Below are 20,964 nucleotides of genomic sequence, written 5' to 3'. Positions count from 1 at the left end.
CTCCTCAGAACTTCAGGGTGATGGAGCCGCTGATTACATGGATATCACCGTCGGCCGTGACGCTGGTTTCGTTCCCGTCATAGTCGACCAGTGTGAAGTCCCGCTCTTGTAGTTGTTGGTACTGATAGCCTAAGTCCAAACGCACCGGGTAGGCCAGAAGGCGCGTACGGTTGTACGTAGCGCTTACACCCACCCCGACGATTATTTTGTCGGTATCCAGATAGTTCAGTTCGGGGTTTTTAGTGGTTTTCAGAGGCGATTCTTCGTAGGCGATACCGCCACGGAAAGCGAAGTTCTCGTTAAGCTGATACTCGGCGCCGATGCGGGGAATAATTGTGTCGTTGAAGCCGATGCGGTTGCCTGGAGGAACGGCCTCCTGATCCTTAATGCTGTCTTTGGCAAACTCATTTTCAAGCTCAGACCAGTTCTGTTGCTCGATGCTACCGCCAACCCGCCAGCCATCGCCGCGGTACTGAGTACCAAAAACAAACGTTTCGGGCTGGAACGAATCAATAGTGGAGACCGCCAAAATCAGGGGCTCGCTGACGGTTATACCCGGAACCTCAATGTTGGAGCCAACGGTGGTCTTGGCTGCTGATTTGGTGCGGTAAGAGAAAGCGGCTTCCCAGCCATCAAGAAAACAGCTGTTGTCGGCGCAAAATGTGCTGCCAAAATCAATGTTAGTGCCGAGAATGGTTTTCAGAGTGGGCTCAGCGTTTACCGTCAACTGCTCCTGCCGGGAGTCGCCGTTAAGTTCGGTTACTGCGTTAAGTTGTGCAGCTGCTGCAAGTGTAATTCGAACAGAGGCTCCGGCCGAGATACCCCGCCAAATGGGTGTGGCACCACCAATGTTCAGAAATAGCGGCTCTTTGCCGTTTTGCAGGAACTGGCCGGTTTCCGACGTTTCCGATCCGAAGGCCAGCATTTCCTTGCCGTATTTCTCAACACCGGCAATGAAACCCAAATAAATCGGGTGATCAAACCGGGTAAGTGAGCCCAGGTTGGTTTTCATGCCGATTAATACGTGCTGGCTGGGAGAGCTGGAAAGCACATCGCCAGTTGCGTTGGGATTTGCAGAGCGAAGTTCTTGTTCGGCGTGCAGCAGACCAGAGGTAAGTTCGCCGCGCTCATCCCGGGTAAGTGCAGCCGGATTGTAGTAGGTAGCGGAAACCTGGTCATTAAACATGGAGAGAGACTGGGCAGTAGCAACGTCTACGGGCATTACGCCATAGGTTGTACCTATGTTGCCCATGCTGCCAGATGCCGACATGGCGAAAGTTGTGGATACAGCTGCAACCGCTAGGCTCAGCGCCCGTACTGAGAACCGGGTGATGGGAACCATTGATACACTCCATTTTATCGCGTTGTTTTTATACTCTGGCCGTATGCTCATCAACTCGCAGGAAGACGGTTCAGTAACGGCTGGTACGTTGATTGATCTGACAGTGTATGGCGCTTGTCCTTTTAGGACGTTGGCATTTTTGACACGGTATCATGGCGGAATGACCATTTTCGGTGTATTGGTTCAAAAAATGCCTGTTAATACAGTAGGTAAGAGTTTATTAATCTTGTCTCATTTTGGAGTATGGGAGGTAAATGCGGTAAACAAGAGGGGGCATCTGGAACGAGGGGAGAGGAAAGCCTCCCCCCTGGTGAGATTTACAAACGGTTGCGCTGGTTTTACCGCGTCTCGATCTTGCCTTCCTTATCGGAGATCACAATCTCTACGCGGCGATTTTGTTGGCGGCCAGTAGAGGTGTCGTTGCTCGTTACAGGGTATTGCTCACCAAAACCTTTGGTTTCGACTCGGTTGCGATTAATGCCTTGGGATACCAACGCATCACTCACTGACTGTGCCCGCCGCTCGGATAGGGTCTGGTTGTAGCTCTCGGCACCGGTGCTATCGGTGTAGCCTTCCACGCGGACTCTCCGGTCTTCATATTCCCTCATGAACTCTGCAAGACGCCCTACAGTCTGTTCTCCAGATGGTTTCAGATCTGCCTTGTTGAGGTCGAAGAGCACATCACCCAAGGTGAGTACCATGCCCCGATCCGTGCGCTCTGCTTGCAGTTCTTCCATTCTCTTGCGCAGCATTTCGGCTTCTTTTTGAGCGCGGGCCGCCTCGCCGGAGCGCTTGTCCAGCATGAGTGTGCGCCGACGTTCTTCGGCAGAGTCAATCTGCTTTTGTAGTCTGGCGCGCTCTGCTTGCTCACTGGCAATCTGAGCGTGACGATTGGAAAGGTAGGCAGCGTGCTCAATGCGCGAGGTATCTTCGCCTTCCTCCAACAGAGACTCGGCTCGGGTTAACTCATCTCGTGCGCTACGCAACTGGCGGTCGCCACTGCGAGCAACATCCGGGTCATCTTTTATCTTGGCATAGGATGCGCGGGCTTCATCTACCATTGCATTTTCCTGCGGCGTTGAGGCGCAGCCAGCAAGCACTACGGACAAGCCCATCGCCATGCCCAGTGTTATGTTGCGTTTGTTCATAACAATCTCCTTTTCACGCAGGGCGGTTACTGGTCTGGATTGATTTGCTGGCGCAGAGATTCAATATTGCTATTGATCTCTTCTACCGCGTGTTTCGCCTTTGCTGTATCTGAGCGCGCGCTTGCAAGTTGAGCATCTACAGCGGCTTGCTCCAGCAGTCGCTCAGCTTGCGAATATTTTTCCTGCTCGATCAGTTTTTTAGCGTCGGCGACTTTGTTCTGGGCATTATTGAGCAGAACCGGCTCAAATTCCCGGGCGTCTGCGGCAACGGCCTGCTGGAGAGAACTCTCTGCGGACTGAAGCTCGGAATCCGGCGGCTCGCCAGGGCTGGCGCAACCACCCAAAGTAAGTAGTAGTCCGGCGATGCCGGCGGTGTACAACATCGATTTATGTGTTTTCATGCACGATCTCCTTTCAGCGATATAACTGCTCTGCAGGAAAGTGTGGACTGCACGAATACCAACCTGCCGTCAGGGTTGACGGACACTTACCATGAACGGTGAGAACACCGTAAAACTGCGGAGTGCCATGCGCACCTGACCTAAGTTTAGCAGTCGGTTAGCCATCAACGGTGACTGATTTGCAATAGATACAGGCTGTCGGACACCGCAGGCGCGCAATCTAGGGTTTGCGAGTGCGCTCAAGTGATTGAAATAAAATAATTTCGGGGGACCGATCTGACGTGAATAAGATGTCACAAACGATGATCTGAGGAGTCGCGATAAACAACAAAGCCCGCTCGAAAGCAGGCTAAGTTATTGAAAAATATGGTGGGCCCAGGTGGACTCGAACCACCGACCAAAGGATTATGAGTCCTCTGCTCTAACCAACTGAGCTATAGGCCCGAAATGCAGTGTTTGCTTTGGGAGTTCCCGGAAGAGGAAACAAAGCGGGCGCCATTATACCGATGAGGCACAGCGCCCGCTACTGTTAGTTTTTTCGATTTACCCCTGATTTCCCTGATCGTCAATAAAGCCGCGCAGGTGATCGGAACGGGAAGGATGGCGCAATTTGCGCAGGGCCTTGGCTTCGATCTGACGGATTCGCTCACGGGTTACGTCGAACTGTTTACCGACTTCTTCCAGTGTGTGGTCCGTGTTCATCTCGATACCGAAACGCATCCGCAGTACTTTGGACTCACGAGCTGTGAGGCCGGCCAGTACTGAGCGAGTAGCCTCACGCAGGCCTTCGGCTGTTGCGGAATCCACTGGTGAGAGGGCCTGGATGTCTTCAATGAAGTCGCCCAGATGGCTGTCTTCATCGTCGCCAATCGGCGTTTCCATGGAAATCGGCTCTTTGGCAATCTTCAGAACCTTGCGGATTTTGTCTTCCGGCATTTCCATGCGCTCACCCAGTTCTTCTGGCGTGGGTTCGCGGCCCATTTCCTGCAGCATCTGGCGAGAAATCCGGTTGAGCTTGTTGATGGTTTCAATCATGTGCACCGGAATACGAATGGTGCGGGCCTGATCCGCAATGGAGCGGGTAATGGCCTGACGAATCCACCAGGTGGCATAAGTTGAGAACTTGTAGCCACGACGGTATTCAAACTTGTCGACGGCTTTCATCAAGCCGATGTTGCCCTCCTGGATCAGGTCGAGGAACTGTAGACCACGGTTGGTGTATTTCTTGGCGATAGAAATAACCAGACGCAGGTTGGCCTCAACCATTTCTTTCTTGGCGCGGCGGGCTCTTGCCTCGCCAATAGAAACTCGGCGGTTGATCTCTTTGATGTCGACAACATCAAGGTCCACATCAATCTGCACGTTCATGATGCGCTTTTGGAGGCGGACGATTTCGTCCATGCGCTCGTTAATGGCAGAAGCGTAAGGCTTTTTACTTTTGGCGATTTTCTCGCCCCATTCCTGGTTTGCTTCGTTGCCCGGGAATGATTTGATGAAGTCCTTGCGTGGCATTTTACACTCGCGCACACAGATCTTCATGATTGCGCGTTCGTTTTCGCGTATCAGATCGTTGGTTGAGCGAACAACGTTAACCAGCTCGTCAAATGCCTTGTTTCCCAGTTTGAACGGTGCGAAAACCACGCCCAGATCGTTCAAGGCGGCCTGGGTTTTCTTGTCGCCCCGGCCGTGCTTGGCCAGCAATTTTTCCGCAGCTTCCAGCTTTTCTTTGAGCAGCTCAAACCGCAAGCGTGTCTCTTCAGGATCTGGACCGCTTTCTGGCTCTTCCTCTTCCTCGTCCGCATCGTCGTCGGCATCGTCGTCAGACGTATCGTCAGTGGAGGCTTCGGGTTTTGGTGGCGGTTCCGGCATGAAAGGTTCGGCGTCGTCCGGGTCCAGGAAGCCTGTAATAATGTCGGTAATGCGGCCTTCATTCTCGATGATGCGATCATAGGCCTGAATAACCGTGCCGACGGTGCCCGGGAAGTGGGCGACGGCTGCCATAACATCGCGAATGCCTTCTTCGATGCGTTTGGCGATAACAATTTCGCCTTCACGGGTCAGCAGTTCCACGGTGCCCATCTCGCGCATGTACATGCGGACAGGGTCTGTGGTGCGACCGGCGTCGGATTCAACGGCGGCGAGAGCAGCGGCGGCTTCAGCGGCAGCGGCTTCGTCGGCGGTGGAATCACCGTCGGTCATCAGCAAGGTATCGGCATCCGGTGCCACTTCGGATACCTGAATGCCCATATCGTTGATCATGCGAATGATGTCTTCGACCTGATCCGGATCGGCAATGTCTTCCGGGAGGTGGTCGTTTACCTCGGCGTAAGTCAGGTAGCCTTGTTCCTTGCCTCGTGCGATGAGGTCTTTCAAACGTGATTTCTGCGAATTGCCTGACATAGACACCCTGTGAACTCGCTTAAATAAATAAAAATGAAACAGCCATTATAGCTGCCGCTCTAATGCACTGCCACCGAATGGTTAGATGGTGATCAATGCGCAAAGTTTCAAGTGCTGCTTTCCGGGGTTCCCCCGCTCAGCTCTCGCAGTTCCTGCCGTTCGTCGGCGGTAAGATTTGCGAAGTTACGTAAAAGTGTAGCCAGCTTTTGCTGTCTTGCAGCTTCTTCGTTGGGGCTCAACAGTTCTCGTGCTGCGGCCAGCGTGCTTTCCCGGGTTGGGATGTGCTCAATGCCGTCAAACAGATTGTAGAACCGTTCGCGTGCCTGGCTATCCATTGCCAGGGTTGTTATAAGTGATTTCCGATCCCGGATCTTTTGGTCCAGGATAAAGCCGGCAAATGTCATGGCTTGGTTATACTGGCGGGAGCTGCGCGCCAGTTCAGTTACTTCTGTCGCCAGATCCGGTGCTTCCAGTAGAGCAAGGCACAAGATGCTATCTTTGCTCAGCTTTACGTCAATGCGTTCTTCTGTAACCCGGTCGCGGCGCTCGCCTTTCCAGTTACCCCGCTGTTGGGGCTTGCGATCTTGCCACTGGTTGCGCCCCCCGCAGAGCCGCAGCATTTCGTGCCACATGGCATCCCTGAGGGTGCTTCTGGGCATTTTATTCAGGAGCGGTTCTGCTTTGGCTCTCAGTTCGCCTCGATTTTCCGGTAGCTGAAGGTCCAGTCCTTCGCTCTGACGGTCAAACAGATACCGCGAGAACGGTGTTGCGCCATCAATGCGTTTCTGGAATGCATCTGGGCCTTCTTTGCGCACCAAAGTGTCCGGATCTTCGCCTTCTGGCAGCATCAGGAATTGCAGATGCAATCCGTCTGCCATTAGTTCCAGGGCGTTTTCCATGGCTTTGTCTGCGGCTCGGAACCCGGCCTGGTCACCATCAAAACAGAACACAATGTGCCGCACCTGTCTTAGCAGGGCGGTGAGGCTATCCTGATTCGTTGCTGTGCCCAAGGTCGCTACGGCGTAATGAATACCGTTCTGTGCGAGGGCAATAACATCCATGTAACCTTCTACTACAAGCAGTTTGTCGAGCTGCTTTAACGCCTGCTTTGCCTCAAACAGGCCATATATTTCCCGGCTTTTGTGAAAAACATCCGACTCCGGGGAGTTGATGTACTTCGCTTTGTCATCACCAAGAGTTCGACCACCGAAAGCAATGGTTTTGCCCCGGCTGTTACGAATAGGGAACATGACCCGGTTGCGAAAAAGATCCCTTGGCCTGCCGTACTTATCCGAGACGGTCCCGGTTTCGATCAGCGGCCCCTGCAAGTCCTTGCTGGCAACATCGAACAATGCAGTGCCAGCGGCAGGTGCATAGCCCACTTGGTACTGCTGAATAATAGTGTCGTCCAGTCCCCGTTGTTTTAAGTAGTCACGGGCGAAGGCGCCTTGCTGGCCATAAAGCGCCGATTGGTAAAAGCGGCTGGCAAAATCCAGAGCGTCGGTAAGTGTTCGAGCTTGCTGAATTTCATGTTTGGCCGCCTCATCGTAAGGCACTTCCAATCCCGCACGGCGGGCCAAATCTTCTACGGCTTCGGTAAACCCCAAGCCTTCAAATTCACGAACAAAACTTATGGCGTCACCATGGGCGCCACAGCCAAAACAATGGTAGAAGCCTTTATCTGGCCTAACATTGAACGACGGCGTTTTCTCATCGTGAAACGGGCAGCACGCCTTGTAGTTGGCGCCAGCCTTTTTGAGAGTGATGCGCGATCCGATCAGCTCTGCCAGATCTACCCGGTCGAGCAGGTCTTCGACAAAGCGCTGGGGGATCAGTCCGCTCATAATGGCTCCACATCAGGTCCTTGGCGTGCAAGGGCCAATAGCCAAAAATGCCGCCGAAGCCAGGCCCCGGCGGCATTTCTTGGTCGCTCTGTGCAGCCTGTGGCTGTACAGGCAATCAGTGCTTTGCAGTCAAGCGGCGTCTGCGGTAACTCAGTACAGACGCTCGAACTTGCGCTGTTCCCGCTGAAGCTTCTTGAGATGACGCTTAACGGCTGCAGCTGCTTTGCGCTTGCGAACGGAAGTCGGCTTCTCATAGTGCTCACGACGACGTACTTCCGAAAGCACACCTGCTTTTTCGCAAGAACGCTTGAAGCGACGCAGTGCTACGTCAAACGGTTCATTCTCTTTCACTTTAACAGCTGGCATTCGACAATCACCTACCTGATAGATTCGGTTTCATTTAGATGCGCATCTGGCAAGGCCAGACTGGCTCGATTCTCTCGATTCCTGGCCAGATTGGCTAAAACTCGACCAGTTCGTAATTTAGGGCGGCAATGATAGCGCCTCGGTCGTGGCAAGGTCAATGTTTGTTCGACGAAACTGCCTGTGAGTTTCGGGTTTCTGCTAAAATGCGGGTCGTTTATCCATTTACGCCAACCGAAGTGGGCGGGTTTTATGCTGATTCTGGGTATTGAGACTTCCTGTGATGAAACCGGTGTTGCGTTGTTTGACACCGACAAGGGGCTATTGAGCCATGCCCTGTTCAGTCAGATTGACATGCATGCTGATTATGGCGGTGTGGTGCCGGAGCTGGCATCCCGCGACCACGTTCGCAAGCTGCTGCCCCTGTGTGAGCAGGTTCTTGCAGAGGCTGGCCATGCTCGCGAGGACATAGACGGGATTGCCTACACCGCAGGGCCGGGTTTGATTGGTGCGCTTATGGTGGGTGGGTCGGTGGCCCATGCTCTGGGCTTTGCTCTTGGCATTCCGGTGCTTGGGGTACACCACATGGAGGGCCATTTGTTGGCACCTATGCTGGAAGACAATCCACCGGCCTTTCCATTTGTGGCGTTACTCGTGTCGGGTGGGCATACCCAGTTGGTCCGGGTAGATGGCATTGGGGAATACCAGATGCTGGGGGAGTCGGTAGACGACGCAGCAGGAGAAGCCTTCGATAAAACGGCAAAAATGCTTGGGCTGGATTACCCCGGTGGGCCCCGGGTGGCTGCGCTGGCAGAAAAAGGCACGCCTGGTCGTTACCGTTTCCCTCGGCCTATGACGGATCGCCCGGGCTTGGATTTCAGTTTCAGTGGCTTGAAAACCTTCACGCTGAATACAGTGAGTGCAGAAATGAAGTCGGCGGAGGGCTTGAGTGACCAGGTTCGAGCTGATATTGCATTGGCGTTTGAAACGGCCGCTGTAGATACCCTGGTGATCAAATGCCGCAGAGCGCTGGAGCAAACAGGATGTGACCGGCTGGTCATTGCCGGCGGGGTGAGCGCCAACAAGCGGTTGCGGGCTGGCTTGGAGAAAATGGCTGAAAAGCTCCGCGCTCATGTGTTCTATGCGCGCCCCGAATTCTGTACTGATAATGGAGCGATGATTGCGTACGCTGGTGCCCAGCGAATGAAAGTGGGTCAGCGTGACGGAGAGCGCATTGTAGCTGTGCCTAGATGGCCAATGAATACATTGCCACCTCTCAGTGAGGCTCGGCTGGCCGGGCTGGTAGACTGAACTAGAGGCTGGTTTCCCGGCCTTGTGCGAGCCGGATCAGGTTGTTGCGGTGGCGTACAACAACGAGGATTGCCAGTAAGCCGAACATGGGAAGCGTTTCGGGTTCGATGAGTGCGCTAATGAGTGGCCCGCTAACAATGGCGATCACTGAGGCTAACGCGGAGATCCGCCAACGCCAAATGACCAGGAGCCACAGTGCTGCCATGGAGGCTGTGGTGACGGGAGCCAGCGCAAGCCCCGCGCCAAGGGCTGTTGCGACTCCTTTACCGCCTTTGAAACGATAGAAAACCGGAATCATATGCCCGGTAACTGCGAAGAGCGCCACCATAGCCTGAACCAAAGCAGATAGCCCAGCGTTGTGTGCGAGCCAGACTGGCAGCCAGCCTTTTGCCGCATCCAAGGCCAAAGTTATTAGCGCCGGGCGCCAGCCCCCGGTTCGGTAAACATTGGTGGCCCCGGGATTACCGGAGCCCTGTGCCCGTGGATCGGGCAGCCCCCATATCTTGCACACCGGCAGCGCAAACAGTACTGAGCCCCCCAGATAGGCAGCCATACAAAGCAAAACAATCATTACTGGGTCACTCAGGAACATTTGTGCGCTCAGAGACGAAGACGTGTCAGGGTAAAATGTGCGAAAATGCCGGCCCTCAATTTACAGGCCGGCGCCGTTACAGTAGTCGCAGTTTGTATGTTTTTCAATCAGCAGTGTGTGGGATCGCCCCGGGAGCCCTCTTGGCAGACAGCGTATTGATCGAAGGCTTGGTCGTAGAAACCGTGGTGGGTATATACGACTGGGAGCGCGATGTGACCCAGGCCCTGGTTGTGGATCTGGAAATGGCTTGGGATAACCGCATTCCCGGAGGGTCTGATGATGTCGCGGATGCCCTTGATTACGCATCGGTCAGTGAGTGCGTAGAGCGCTGCTTGAAAGAGCTAAAGCCAAAGCTGTTGGAGCACGGTGCTGAGGTTCTTGCAGAGAAACTGCAAAGAGAGTTCGGCATCGGCTGGTTACGATTAACGCTACGCAAGCCAGGAGCTGTGCCTGCCGCCCGATCTGTCGGTGTTTGTATTGAACGGACTGCATGTGAAGGAGTGCCCGGTGATGCCTGATGAGGTTCCGGTATATATCAGTGTCGGCAGTAATATCGACAGAGAGCGCTATGTAAAAGCGGCTCTGGACGCTCTGGCAAGTTGGTTTGGTGAGCTGGAGATTTCTCCCGTGTATGAGAGTGAGGCGGTAGGGTTTGACGGCTCTCCGTTTCTGAATCTGGTAGTGGGCGTGAAGACCAGCCTCGCAGTGGGCGAGCTTTCACAGCATTTCAAACAGCTGGAAGCTGATAACGGTCGACGGCCAGAGGCCCCGAAGTTCAGTGCGAGAACTCTGGACTTGGATATTCTGACTTACGGTGAAGTGGTAGGTTGTCTCGACGGCGTGGAGCTGCCCAGAAGTGAGATTCTTAAGAATGCTTTTGTGTTGCGGCCTCTGGCAGATGTTGCCCCGGGAGTAAAGCACCCGATATGCCGCAAAAGCTACCTTGAACTATGGCAGGCATATAGCATCGACCAGAAACTCTGGCCGGTAAACTTCAGCTGGCAGGGCAGGGTGATTTCAACGGCCGTTTGCTGATCGAAATAGCGCTATCAGATTGTCCGTAGCGCTGTCACTCGCTTCGCCCGACGTTTCCGATTCAAGCAGCCTCGGTAGAATGTTTTCACCCAGTTTCTTGCCCAGCTCAACACCCCACTGATCAAACGAATCCAGGTCCCAGATAACACCCTGCACAAAGGTGCGGTGTTCATACAGGGCTATGAGTGCGCCGACGGTTTCCGGAGTTACCTTGCTCATCATCAAGGTATTGCTGGGCTGATTTCCGGGTATCACCTTATGTGGCGCCAGGCGTTCAATGTCTGCTTCCGCCATACCGCTGGCCGCCAATTCGGCTTTTGCTTCCTCCAGTGTTTTTCCGGTCATCATAGCGCGGGATTGGCCCAGGCAGTTGGCAAACAAGTCGGCGTGATGGGTCGCAACCGGGTTGTGAGTTTGCAGAGGAATGATGAAGTCGGCAGAAATCAACCGGGTGCCCTGGTGAATCAGCTGGTGGTAAGCGTGCTGGCCATTGGCTCCCACGCCGCCCCAGATGACGGGGCCAGAGTGGTAATCCAAAAGCTTGCCTTGCTGATTAACCCGTTTGCCGCTGCTCTCCATGTCCAGCTGCTGAAGATGATCCGGCAAGCTGCGGAGGTAGTGATCGTAAGGCAGTATGGCGTGGGTTTCTGCGCCCCAGACATTGCTGTACCAGATGCCCAGCATGGCCATGACAACGGGCAAGTTCCTTTCCAGGGGGGCGTCGCGGAAATGGTTATCCATGGCGTGGGCGCCTGCGAGCAGAGCCCGGAAGTTATCCATGCCGATGGTCAGCGCTACGGGCAACCCGATTGCGGACCAGAGGGAGTAACGCCCACCGACCCAGTCCCACATGGGGAAGACATTGTCGGGGTTTATGCCGAATTTTTGTGCGGCGCTTACGTTGGCGGTTACCGCCATGAAGTGGCTGGCGACTGCCTGCTCGTTACCGCTGCGTTCTATAAACCAGGCTCGCGCGACCTTGCTGTTTTCCAGGGTTTCCCGGGTGCCAAAGGATTTCGACTGAACCAGAAACAGAGTGGTTTCGGGGTTCACTTTGGCCAGGGTTTCGCTGATTTCTGTGCCATCAATGTTGGCTACATAATGGCAGCGAATGCCGGGTACCCGGTACGGCTGCAACGCTTCGCTCACCAGTTTGGGGCCTAGAAACGAGCCGCCGATGCCAATGCTGACTACGTCGGTGAAGCCCTTGCCGGTATAGCCGGTCCGGGAGTGGTTCAGCACTTCTGCGACGAAGGTCTCCATACGATCCAGGGTGGCGTTCACTTCCGCAATCACGTCCTGCCCATTAATTATTAGGGAGTCCGTTCCGGGATTGCGCAGCGCTGTGTGCAGTGCAGGGCGGTCCTCGGTAATGTTCACCTTGTCGCCGCGCAGCAACGCAGCCCTGCGATCTTCCAGCTTCCGGCTGCGCGCCAGAGCCATCAGTGCCTCAAGAGTTTCGTCGGTAAGCCGGTTCCTGGAGAAGTCGAGGGACAGGCCGGCACCTTCAATAAAATACCGGCTCGCTCGCTCCGGATCTTCCACAAAAAGCGACTTCATGGGGCGGTGTCGCAGGCTTTCCCGACAGGCAACCAACGCTTGCCATTCGGGAGACGATGTCAGTGCAGCGTCTGGCGAAGTCGTCATAGAGTCCTTTCCTGGTGTTTGGGCATAAGGCTTCAGCGGGTTATCGAGATGTTGTCAATCAGCCTGGTGGAGCCGAGAAAAGCGGCTGCCAACAATGTAAGGTCCCGGTCTTCCCGGGTGGCTGGCTTCAGGGTCTGGCTGTTTGCGATGTTGAAGTAATCAAGGCGCAAGCCGGCCTCGCTCAGGCGTTCACTTGCTTCCTGTGCAAGGGCCAAAAAGTCATCGCGCCCGCCTTCAATCTTCGCGGCGGTGGCTTGCAGTACCTGGTAAATGGCCGGCGCCTTGGTGCGATCGTCTTCCGAGAGGTAACCATTGCGCGAGCTTTTGGCCAGGCCATCGTCTTCCCGCACGGTGGGCGCGCCGATAACTTCAACCGGCATCATTAAATCCCGCACCATCTTGCGAATCACCGCCAGTTGTTGAAAATCCTTTTCACCGAACACGGCGAAATCCGGCTGGATCATGTTGAACAGAACGGAAACCACCGTTGCGACACCTTCAAAGTGCCCAGAACGACTGGCTCCGCAGTGGCCATCGCTGACATCAGGCACCACCACCCGGGTGTGCCGGGCCAGGCCGTCGGGATAGACTTCTTCAGCAGAGGGTGCGAACACCAATGTGTTCCCGGCTTCGCCAAGCTTGTTCTGATCGTCGATCAGCGTGCGCGGGTAAGTATCAAGATCTTCGTTGGCGCCAAACTGCATGGGGTTCACGAAGATGCTGGTAACCACAACGTCTGCCGCTTCGGCAGCTTTGCGAACCAGTGAGATATGCCCCTCATGCAGGTTGCCCATAGTGGGCACCAGGCCAATGGTTTTTTCCTGCTGGCGGTAACCGCGGAGGATGGCACGCAGTTCTTTCAGCGAATGGACGGTTCTCATGCCTTGAACGTATGCTCCTCGGCGGGGAATGTGCGCTCACGCACGGCTTTTGCGTAGGCCGCAATGGCCTCCTGAATGGAATCTGTCTCTGCCAGAAAGTTTTTCACAAACCGTGGTTTTCGGCCTGTGGTAACCCCCAGCATGTCGTGCAGTACCAGAATCTGGCCATCTGTATCGGCGCCGGCACCAATGCCAATCACCGGGGCAGTTACTGCTTGCGCGATGCGGGCGGCCAAGGGCGCGGGTACGCACTCCAGCAGGATAACGTCTGCGCCGGCAGCGACCAATTCGCAGGCGTGGTTGATCATCAGCTCTGCAGATTTTTCATCACGACCCTGAACCTTGTATCCGCCAAATTTGTTGACGAACTGGGGCGTGAGGCCCAGATGTGCGCATACCGGCACCGCTCGCTCGCTGAGCGCGCTAATGGTGTCTTTCATCCAGTCTGTGCCTTCCAGCTTGACCATGTGGGCACCGGCCCGCATGAGCTCGGCGGCATTTTCCAGCGCAGCCTCTACAGTGCCGTAACTCATGAAAGGCATATCAGCCATGATCAGGGAGCCACGGTTGCCCTTGGCGACACAGCTAGTGTGATACACGATCTGATCCATGGTGACGGGCAAGGTGCTGTCGTGGCCTTGAAGCACCATGCCCAGGGAATCGCCAATCAGGATAACATCCACGCCGGCTTCGCTGACTACCTGTGCAAAGGTAGAGTCATAAGAGGTGAGGGCGGAGAAGGCTTCGCCTTTTTGCTTGTATTCCAGCAGGGTGTTGATGGTAACAGCCATAATATCCTTGCCTTTTGGGTAGGTGGGCCAAGACCGTGCCGGGATGACCGGCGTTCAATTGCTATCTAATTGCTAAGGGTAATCCCGAGGCGGAAGTTTGCGCAACCGGTTGTCAGGGCATTGTGCCCTCAAGTTAGCGATTGTGGTGCCGTCAGGCAACTGCAGATCCGGTTTCAGATCCAGCAGCGGCTGAAGAACAAAGTTCCTGTTTGGGAGTTCGCGGTGGGGGACGGTAAGCCGGTCGTCGTCCAGTAACTGGTCGCCAAACACCAGCAGGTCAAGGTCCAGCGTGCGTGGTCCCCAGTGTTTCAGGCGTTCCCGCCCGTGGGCTTGTTCAATGGCCTGAAGCTGGTCAAGCAGGGCATGGGGCTCAAGCCCGGTGGAGATCCACGCGGCGCCATTAACAAAGTCTGGCTGATCTTGCGGGCCCACGGGGCTGCTGGCATAAAACGGCGACTGCGCGACCAGTGTTGTCTCGGGCAGGGCTGCCAGCTCTGCTACCGCTCTTGCCAGCTGGGCTGCCGGCTCTTGCAGATTGCTGCCCAAGCCAATAAAGGCATCGGTTCTCATCAGGGGGCTGGCCGTTTGACCGGCTTGCGGCGACGGCGCTTTTTAGGTGCGTCGCTGCTGAGCTCTGAAAGCATGCGCTCCTGCCCGCGCTCATCCATGCGCTGAAACTCTGTCCACCACTGGCCCAGGCCGGGTTCGATTTCGCCGCAGTCTTCCCGAACCAGCAAGAAGTCGTAGGCTGCACGGAATCTTGGGTGGCTCATGGTTACAAAGGCCCGCTTGCCTTGACGGCGAGGCAGGCGCATCTGCAGCTCCCAGATTTCCTTCATGGGGCCCGAGAAACGCTTGGGTATAGAGGTGGCCTGTACCTGGCGGCCAATGACCTTGCCAATTGCGCCGTGCAGAGCAGGCTGCACCGGGTCGCCGTTATCCTGGCGATGGTTCCACTCTCTTTGCAATGCAGGCCAGAGCATGGCGGCGAACAGGAAGTAGGGGGTAACGGACTTGCCTTGGGCTATACGGCTGTCGGTATTGCGCAGTGCCTGACGAATCAGTTCATCCGACTCCCCGGCTTCGATGGCTTTCACCGTTTCAGGAAATAATGGTTCCAGCAGATTGTAGTGGGTGAGAAGGTCGTAGGTTGCTTCGCCGTAACCGGCGGAAAACAACTTCAGAACTTCTTCAAACAAGCGCGCTGGAGGAATGTGAGTCAGTAACGGTGCCAGTTCCCGGATCGGAGCTTCTGTCTCGGGCTCGATGGCAAAGTCCATCTTTGCCGCGAAGCGAATTGCGCGAAGCATGCGCACAGGGTCTTCGCGGTAACGGGTTTCCGGGTCGCCAATCAGCCGGAGTTGCCTGTTATGGAGATCTTCCATGCCGTTTGCAAAATCAACAATAGTAAAGTTCCGAATGCAGTAATAAAGCGCGTTGACTGTAAAGTCCCGGCGCAGTGCATCTTCTTCCAGGTTGCCATAAACATTGTCGCGCAACAGCAGGCCGTGCTCGCTGGTTTTGCGATCATCGTCAGTATTACTGTCATCTGCATCTGTTGCATTGCCGCGGAAGGTGGTTACTTCAATAACTTCGCGCCCGAAAACAACGTGAACAATCCGAAAGCGCCGGCCTATCAGGCGGGAGTTGCGGAACAGGTCGTGTACTTCTTCCGGAGTGGCGTTGGTGGCTATGTCAAAATCTTTGGGTTGTTTGCCAAGAAGCACATCGCGCACGCCGCCACCCACAAGGTACGCCTCATAACCGGAGTTGTTGAGGCGGCTGAGAACCTTTTTGGCGGGCTCGCTCAGTACTGAGCGTGATACGTTGTGCTGGTCCCTGGGAACCTCCCGTCGCTGGTAGGCCCGAGCTTTCTTCTTACCGTTTCCGGGGATGAATGAGCGGAGCTTGTCGACGGATTGCTCGAAAATGGAGGAGAGTGATTTTGACATTGAAATCCGTGGTTGCGTTGGGCAAAACCGAGAGTTTAACGGTTTGAGCAGGATTTGCACACGTTTGCCGTGGAATCTTGCATACCCCGAATAATCAAAAGGCGGATTCGCTTACACGAATCCGCCCTCAAAACGTTGACGATCTGCATTGTTTTTATTTTTGTTCGGGATTTTTCTTCGTTTTTTTACCCCACTGTGCGTCCCCGAAACCGGGGCTAATCAGTAGTGCAAACGGAAAGCTTTGAACACAATGAGCAGTCAACGACATCAAACAAGTTATTGGTAGGTGCTGCGTCACCTCAAGGGTGATTCTTCTTTGCATCTCTACAACTTGCCCATGCCAAGGGACTACCAAAAAAGCAAAGTACCCAAAACACTCAGTTCGCTCACGTTCTATTTTTGTTTTTGTTGCTGAACGCATTCCCGCAGCTTTTTGTTTTTGTTGAGGCGCTGCATTGTCACTGTTGTTTTTGTTGTCGTGCGCTTAAATAGGTTGCAGTTGGTGTGCCAACATTTAAATATTGTTAGTTAACAGTAGGTTAAAAAAATTATCAGTGTAAGTGTTACCCCGTATCCGGTATAAGTGTTACCCACTACCTGTGGTTTCCGTGGGAAGTGTTACCAAGAGGAACAGGCGGTAACATCTGAGTCGTGGTTCATACTATGGCTTTTGTAAAGAGGGGCATTCACGTCCCTTAAAAATGTCAGTTTCCAGAGGTCTTTTTCCGGGGAATGCCAAGGCGCTGTCGACGCTCCCAAAGGGATTTCCGGCTAATGCCCAGCTTCTGAGCTAACTCGGTTTCACTCATGCGATCCTGGTTTTCCAGCACAAAATGCTGAAAGTAGTCCTCCAGGGAAAGGTCATTTGCACTATCGGGTTCTCGGGCCGTTAGTTGCTCATTGTTGCCTGCCACCAGTGATTCCGGGATGTACTCGTCACCACCCTCACTATCGAGGTCTAGCAGTGACGGTGTAATGATATCCCCATCGCTCAGAATGCTGGCGCGCTCGATGGCATTTTCCAGCTCCCTCACGTTACCCGGCCAACGATGCCTTTCAAGCGCTCGCATGGCTTCGGGGCTGAGGTTCAGGTTTGGTCGGCCCACTTTGTTGCCCTGGGTGATAAGAAAGCGTCGGGCAAGACCTAAAATATCGCTCTGGCGTTCCCGCAGTGGCGGAATGCGTATCTGCATTACATTCAGGCGATAGTACAGGTCTTCCCGGAACTCGCCGGTGCGAGTCATTGCTTTCAGGTTGCGGTGGGTGGCTGCGATCATTCGTACATTCACCTTTCGGCTCTGGGTTGAGCCCACTTTGCGAATTTCACTCTCCTGAAGAACCCGCAGTAAACGTGCCTGAGCTTCCGCTGGCAGCTCGCCAATTTCATCCAGAAACAAACTGCCACCATCTGCAGCTTCGATCAGACCTGTTCTGGCCGACACGGCCCCGGTGAAGGCGCCTTTTTCATGCCCAAATAGTTCAGATTCGATGAGGCTTTCGGGAATGGCTGCGCAGTTTACCGAGATCAGCGGTTTTGTGGCGCGGGGGCTAAGGAGATGAAGCGCGCGAGCAACGAGCTCTTTACCGGTACCCGACTCCCCCTGAACAAGCACGGTTGTCTCGGTCGGTGCCACCTTTCGAATAAGAGTGAACACTCTTTGCATGGGCTCGCACTGGCCGTACATGATGCTTGCAGGGTCACCGTTCTCCGGGGCCGCGGTGGCATCGGTGTCACGGTCATGGCCGGACGGCGCAGTTCGGGCGAGAATGCTTTCTACCGCTGCCAGCATTTCATCATGATCAAAGGGCTTGGCAATATATTCCACTGCTCCCAACTTCATGGAGTCTACCGCTGAGCGCAGGCTTGCGTAGCTGGTCATGATTAACACTGGCGTATTTGGCGCGCGGTTGATCAACTCTGTACCAGCAGCGCCCGGGAGTCGCAGATCTGAAATGATCAGGTCGAACTGGTCAGGATCGTGGTTTTGTTCGGCCTCTTCTACAGAGCCGACATCTTCAACTTCGTAGCCCGCGTGCAATAGCAGTTTGCGAACGGCGGAACGAATAATGTCTTCATCTTCCACGATCAAAATACGGGGCATGGCAGTCTCAGTACCTTTCGTTCGGGCGGGTGGTGACGGAGTCTGTCTCCGGCTCGTAAGCGGGTAACTTCAATCGTACACAGGTACCAAGCCCGCTTTGAGCATTGGCCGGGCTTTCAACCTGAATGTTCCCATAGTGTTCTTCAATAATGCTGTAAACCAGCGATAGACCAAGCCCCGTTCCTTTGTTGGAGGCTTTAGTGGTGTAGAAGGGCTCGAAGACATGATCAAGCTGATCTTCGGGTATACCCGAGCCCTGATCAATGATCTCGATGATAGCCGAGTAGCCGTCTTGCTTGCCAGTCACCTGGATTGAGCCTCTGTCTGGAGAGGCATCACGGGCGTTGGCTAACAGGTTAACAAAAACCTGTACAAGCCGTTGTTCGTCACCCAGTACCTGCAGGGTGTCGGGGCAATCGTTAATGTAGCGAATGCCCATCCCTTTATCGCTGAGAGAGAGAAGGTTGCTGGCTTCGTCTACGCAACGGCGGATGCTAACAGGTTCGTATCGGTTGGTTCTGGAATGATTGCCAGTGCGGGCAAAGTTCATCAGTGATTGCAGAATGGCTGATATGCGGCGCGTCTGCTGTTGAATCTGACTGGCGGTCTCAAGGATATCCGGGTTGTCCGTTTCCAGCTTCAGGTTCTGCGCCAGAGAGGAGATGCCCGTAACCGGATTGCCGATTTCGTGGGCAACGCCTGCAGCTAAGCGCCCCACGGAGGCGAGTCGCTCGCTGTGCATCAGTTCGTCTTCCAGCAAACGGGTTTCAGTTTGATCCTCAACCAGAATAACACTGCCACCATCCGGGTGGTCAGGGCCGCTCAAGGCCGCTTTGTGCAGGTTTAGCCAGTGTGGCCGGCCTCGCAGATCCAGGCGGTGTTTGTAGCGATGCAGGTCTTCACCGCGGTTGAAGTCGTCGAGTAGGTGATGCCAGTGATCCGGTAGGGTCATCAGTCGGGCGCCGACAACTTCATCGGCCGTGATGCCGGTGAGCTCAGCAATCGCCTGATTCCACATCAGTATTTCGCCGTCCTCGCCCACAGAGCAGGCGGGTATAGGGAGATTTTGAAGGGTCTGCCGGTAGTGCCGGCGCAGCGTGTCGAGTTCCCCGGCCAACCCTGTGAGCTGGCTCTGGTAATCACCCAGTGCGCGCTCTACATAGCGTATATCCTGGGCGCTGCTGCCACCAGTCATCGGTTTGAAGCCCAGATGGCGTTTTACCATATCCCTGGCTACCGATGGGCCAAGCAAGCCCGACAGGTTGATTTCAATCTGGTCGCGCAGGCGTCGTAGTTGGTACGGGCGGTATTCCACGTTTGGCAGCTTCAGCTGCCCGAGCGCACGCGTTATTTCGCGTTTGGCTACATCTCGGCCGAGAGGCTCGGCTAGCTGGTGTTCGAAGTCGTCTGACGAGCTTGCCAGTAATTCACGGCGCTGGGGGCGCGATAGGGCACCCATGGAGCAGGCTTGGGCTGCACTGGTTTCGTCATTTGAGCTGGAGCTCAATATTGACGTCAGGGTAAATACAATTATGTTTGCGGTAAGGCTGACAAACGTGAATATGTGCCAGTTGCCGTAATCCGGCACTATGGGGGCGTTCAGCCAGCCCAGCAGGTTAGCGGTGTGGGAGAAGGGTAGTACCAGGGTGATCAGCCAAATGGCTAAACCGGTCAGCAGCCCGGCAATCAGGCCTCGCCTGTTCCCTTCTGGCCAGTATATGACCCCCAGCGCGCCTGGCAGCAGTTGCAGTGTGCCTGCGAGAGATATTGCTCCGAGAATGGATAAGTCCAGGTTCTTGCCAAGGGTCTCATGGAACAGCAGAGCCAAAAAGATGATTGCGGCAATCAGCATGCGCTTAACCCACTGTAGCCAGCGGTATATGTCGCCTTGATCCTTGGGGGTTTTCAGGGGAAGAACAATGTGGTTAAGAACCATGCCGGCTAATGCCAGTGTGCTGACGATCATCAGGCCGCTGGCGGCCGATAGTCCGGCAATGTACATGAACAGGGTCAGTGCCGGGTTTTCCAGTGCTTGAGCAATCCCCAGCGTATAGAAGTTGGGGCCGGTGGTTACCGCCAGTTCCTGACCACCCCAGAGAATCAATGGTACCGGGATGCCCAGCAGTAATAAATAGAACGGAAGCCCCCAGCTGGCTTTGGCTAGCGCCTTTTGTGAAGGGTTCTCGCTGAATGTCATGTGGTACATGTGGGGTAACACCAATGCCCCTGCGAAAGACATCAACATGAGTGCCCGCCAGCTGCCGTCGTCTATGCTCATAGACATGGAGGTTGCAGGCGTAGTGTTGCCCGCCAGCCAGGTTTCAAGTCCGCCCATGCCGCCAAAAACAGTGAAAAGCACAACGCCGCCAATCACCAACAGGGCGACCAGCTTGACCAGGGAATCAAACGCAATGGCTACGACCAGTCCGGGGTGGTTCTCCATTTCCTGATTGCGTCTCGCGCCAAAGAGCATGGCAAAGAGCACAACAATCAGGCTGAACATAATGCTGATCAGGTGGGGAGAAGTATCCGGGGCAAGAATGCTGGCTGATGTCGATACCGCCTGTATCTGCATACTCAGCAGTGACAGGATCGCGAGGCCTGAGCAAAGGGTAACCAGTGTTCCTGCCCATTGACTGCGATAGCGGTAGGCGAACAGATCGGCAAGAGAAGTGAGCTGGTAGGCCCGGCCAATTCTCATGATCGGGTTGAGAAGTACCGGCGCCAGTAAAAAGGCGCCACTGATACCCAGGTAGTACGCAAGGAAACCGTATCCGGATTCCGCAGCCAGACCCACAGCAGCATAGACCGCCCATATGCCGGCGTAGACGCCGAGGCTGAGAGTGTATACCAGCGGATGGCGTACCCAGTGTCGGGGAATAATGCCGCGCTCGGTTACCCAGGCAATGCCGAACAGAAGCATAAGGTAGAGAAGGCTGGCAAGGAGCAGCCCGGGAGCACTAAAACTCATTGGGGTCCCGTCGCCACTCAAGCCAGAAGCCGACGGCAATAAGAGCGGCCCAGATTACAAAGGGGCTGTACCAGGCATTCCCTGGTGTGGTCCACCAGTCAAGAATGTTGGGCGAAAAAATATAGATGGCCAGAACCAGCAAAAAAACCAGGCGATAGATATACATCCGGCATGCGATCCGCGC

General features: G+C 54.8%; 18 protein-coding genes and 1 tRNA gene. 3 read left to right on the top strand and 16 right to left on the bottom strand.

Annotated features, from left to right (window positions below; genetic code table 11):
* Positions 1–4: 4 nt before the first annotated feature.
* From AADB16_RS00200 to rpsU, 7 genes are all read right to left on the bottom strand, one after another.
* The gene (locus AADB16_RS00200) at positions 5–1,342 is read right to left on the bottom strand and encodes an outer membrane protein transport protein (RefSeq protein WP_309045046.1); all 1,338 of its coding nucleotides are present in this window, start codon (positions 1,340–1,342) and stop codon (positions 5–7) included.
* Between the two features lie 338 nt (positions 1,343–1,680).
* A complete protein-coding gene (locus tag AADB16_RS00195; RefSeq protein WP_309045047.1) occupies positions 1,681–2,490 on the bottom strand; it encodes an OmpA family protein in 810 nt (269 codons plus the stop codon).
* 26 nt (positions 2,491–2,516) lie between these two features.
* On the bottom strand, positions 2,517–2,891 hold the full coding sequence (locus AADB16_RS00190) for a DUF4398 domain-containing protein (protein ID WP_309045048.1): 375 nt from the start codon (positions 2,889–2,891) through the stop codon (positions 2,517–2,519).
* A 367-nt stretch (positions 2,892–3,258) separates the two neighbouring features.
* A tRNA-Ile gene (locus tag AADB16_RS00185) sits at positions 3,259–3,335 on the bottom strand.
* 99 nt (positions 3,336–3,434) lie between these two features.
* A complete protein-coding gene (gene rpoD, locus AADB16_RS00180; RefSeq protein ID WP_309045049.1) occupies positions 3,435–5,291 on the bottom strand; it encodes an RNA polymerase sigma factor RpoD in 1,857 nt (618 codons plus the stop codon).
* Between the two features lie 107 nt (positions 5,292–5,398).
* A complete protein-coding gene (gene dnaG, locus AADB16_RS00175) occupies positions 5,399–7,135 on the bottom strand; it encodes a DNA primase (RefSeq protein WP_410800581.1) in 1,737 nt (578 codons plus the stop codon).
* A 150-nt stretch (positions 7,136–7,285) separates the two neighbouring features.
* Complete coding sequence (gene rpsU, locus AADB16_RS00170; RefSeq protein WP_072794797.1) at positions 7,286–7,501, bottom strand: 30S ribosomal protein S21; 216 nt, start codon at positions 7,499–7,501, stop codon at positions 7,286–7,288.
* Between the two features lie 249 nt (positions 7,502–7,750).
* Here rpsU and tsaD point away from each other — a divergent pair, with 249 nt between their 5' ends.
* On the top strand, positions 7,751–8,809 hold the full coding sequence (gene tsaD, locus AADB16_RS00165) for a tRNA (adenosine(37)-N6)-threonylcarbamoyltransferase complex transferase subunit TsaD (RefSeq protein WP_410800579.1): 1,059 nt from the start codon (positions 7,751–7,753) through the stop codon (positions 8,807–8,809).
* Between the two features lies 1 nt (position 8,810).
* Here tsaD and plsY read toward each other — a convergent pair whose 3' ends face one another.
* Positions 8,811–9,401, bottom strand: a complete 591-nt coding sequence (gene plsY / locus AADB16_RS00160) for a glycerol-3-phosphate 1-O-acyltransferase PlsY (RefSeq protein WP_309045052.1) — start codon at positions 9,399–9,401, stop codon at positions 8,811–8,813.
* 140 nt (positions 9,402–9,541) lie between these two features.
* On the opposite strand from plsY, the gene AADB16_RS00155 reads away from it, so the two are divergent.
* Together AADB16_RS00155 and folK (AADB16_RS00150) are read left to right on the top strand one after the other, a co-directional pair.
* A complete protein-coding gene (locus AADB16_RS00155; RefSeq protein WP_410800578.1) occupies positions 9,542–9,919 on the top strand; it encodes a dihydroneopterin aldolase in 378 nt (125 codons plus the stop codon).
* Positions 9,912–10,436 (top strand): 2-amino-4-hydroxy-6-hydroxymethyldihydropteridine diphosphokinase, encoded by a 525-nt coding sequence (gene folK / locus AADB16_RS00150; RefSeq protein ID WP_309045054.1) that lies wholly within the window; start codon positions 9,912–9,914, stop codon positions 10,434–10,436. The genes AADB16_RS00155 and folK (AADB16_RS00150) overlap by 8 nt, the downstream gene beginning before the upstream one ends.
* Here folK (AADB16_RS00150) and pgi read toward each other — a convergent pair.
* The 8 genes from pgi to AADB16_RS00110 form a co-directional block, all read right to left on the bottom strand.
* Positions 10,419–12,083, bottom strand: a complete 1,665-nt coding sequence (gene pgi, locus AADB16_RS00145; RefSeq protein ID WP_410800575.1) for a glucose-6-phosphate isomerase — start codon at positions 12,081–12,083, stop codon at positions 10,419–10,421. The two genes, folK (AADB16_RS00150) and pgi, sit on opposite strands and share 18 nt — an antisense overlap.
* Positions 12,084–12,115: 32 nt before the next feature.
* Positions 12,116–12,964, bottom strand: coding sequence for a pantoate--beta-alanine ligase (gene panC / locus AADB16_RS00140; protein ID WP_410800574.1), 849 nt, complete (start codon positions 12,962–12,964; stop codon positions 12,116–12,118).
* Positions 12,961–13,755 (bottom strand): 3-methyl-2-oxobutanoate hydroxymethyltransferase, encoded by a 795-nt coding sequence (gene panB, locus AADB16_RS00135; RefSeq protein WP_298452751.1) that lies wholly within the window; start codon positions 13,753–13,755, stop codon positions 12,961–12,963. Before panB ends, panC begins: the two co-directional genes overlap by 4 nt.
* Positions 13,756–13,827: 72 nt before the next feature.
* The gene (gene folK / locus AADB16_RS00130) at positions 13,828–14,325 is read right to left on the bottom strand and encodes a 2-amino-4-hydroxy-6-hydroxymethyldihydropteridine diphosphokinase (protein WP_309045057.1); all 498 of its coding nucleotides are present in this window, start codon (positions 14,323–14,325) and stop codon (positions 13,828–13,830) included.
* Entirely contained in the window at positions 14,325–15,707 is a 1,383-nt protein-coding gene (gene pcnB, locus AADB16_RS00125; protein ID WP_410800573.1) for a polynucleotide adenylyltransferase PcnB, read from the bottom strand. The genes folK (AADB16_RS00130) and pcnB overlap by 1 nt, the downstream gene beginning before the upstream one ends.
* 704 nt (positions 15,708–16,411) lie before the next feature.
* Positions 16,412–17,809, bottom strand: a complete 1,398-nt coding sequence (locus AADB16_RS00120; protein WP_309045058.1) for a sigma-54-dependent transcriptional regulator — start codon at positions 17,807–17,809, stop codon at positions 16,412–16,414.
* A 7-nt stretch (positions 17,810–17,816) separates the two neighbouring features.
* The gene (locus tag AADB16_RS00115) at positions 17,817–20,780 is read right to left on the bottom strand and encodes an ATP-binding protein (RefSeq protein WP_410800571.1); all 2,964 of its coding nucleotides are present in this window, start codon (positions 20,778–20,780) and stop codon (positions 17,817–17,819) included.
* Positions 20,770–20,946: a hypothetical protein gene (locus AADB16_RS00110; protein WP_298452738.1), complete on the bottom strand. Its 177-nt coding sequence runs from the start codon at positions 20,944–20,946 to the stop codon at positions 20,770–20,772. Before AADB16_RS00110 ends, AADB16_RS00115 begins: the two co-directional genes overlap by 11 nt.
* Positions 20,947–20,964: the final 18 nt, after the last annotated feature.

Source organism: Marinobacter sp. KMM 10035, from assembly GCF_046537445.1.
Classification (GTDB): Bacteria; Pseudomonadota; Gammaproteobacteria; order Pseudomonadales; family Oleiphilaceae; genus Marinobacter; species Marinobacter sediminicola.
Note: the sequence above shows the minus strand (reverse complement) of the source record. Positions and strands in the feature narration are given on the sequence as shown.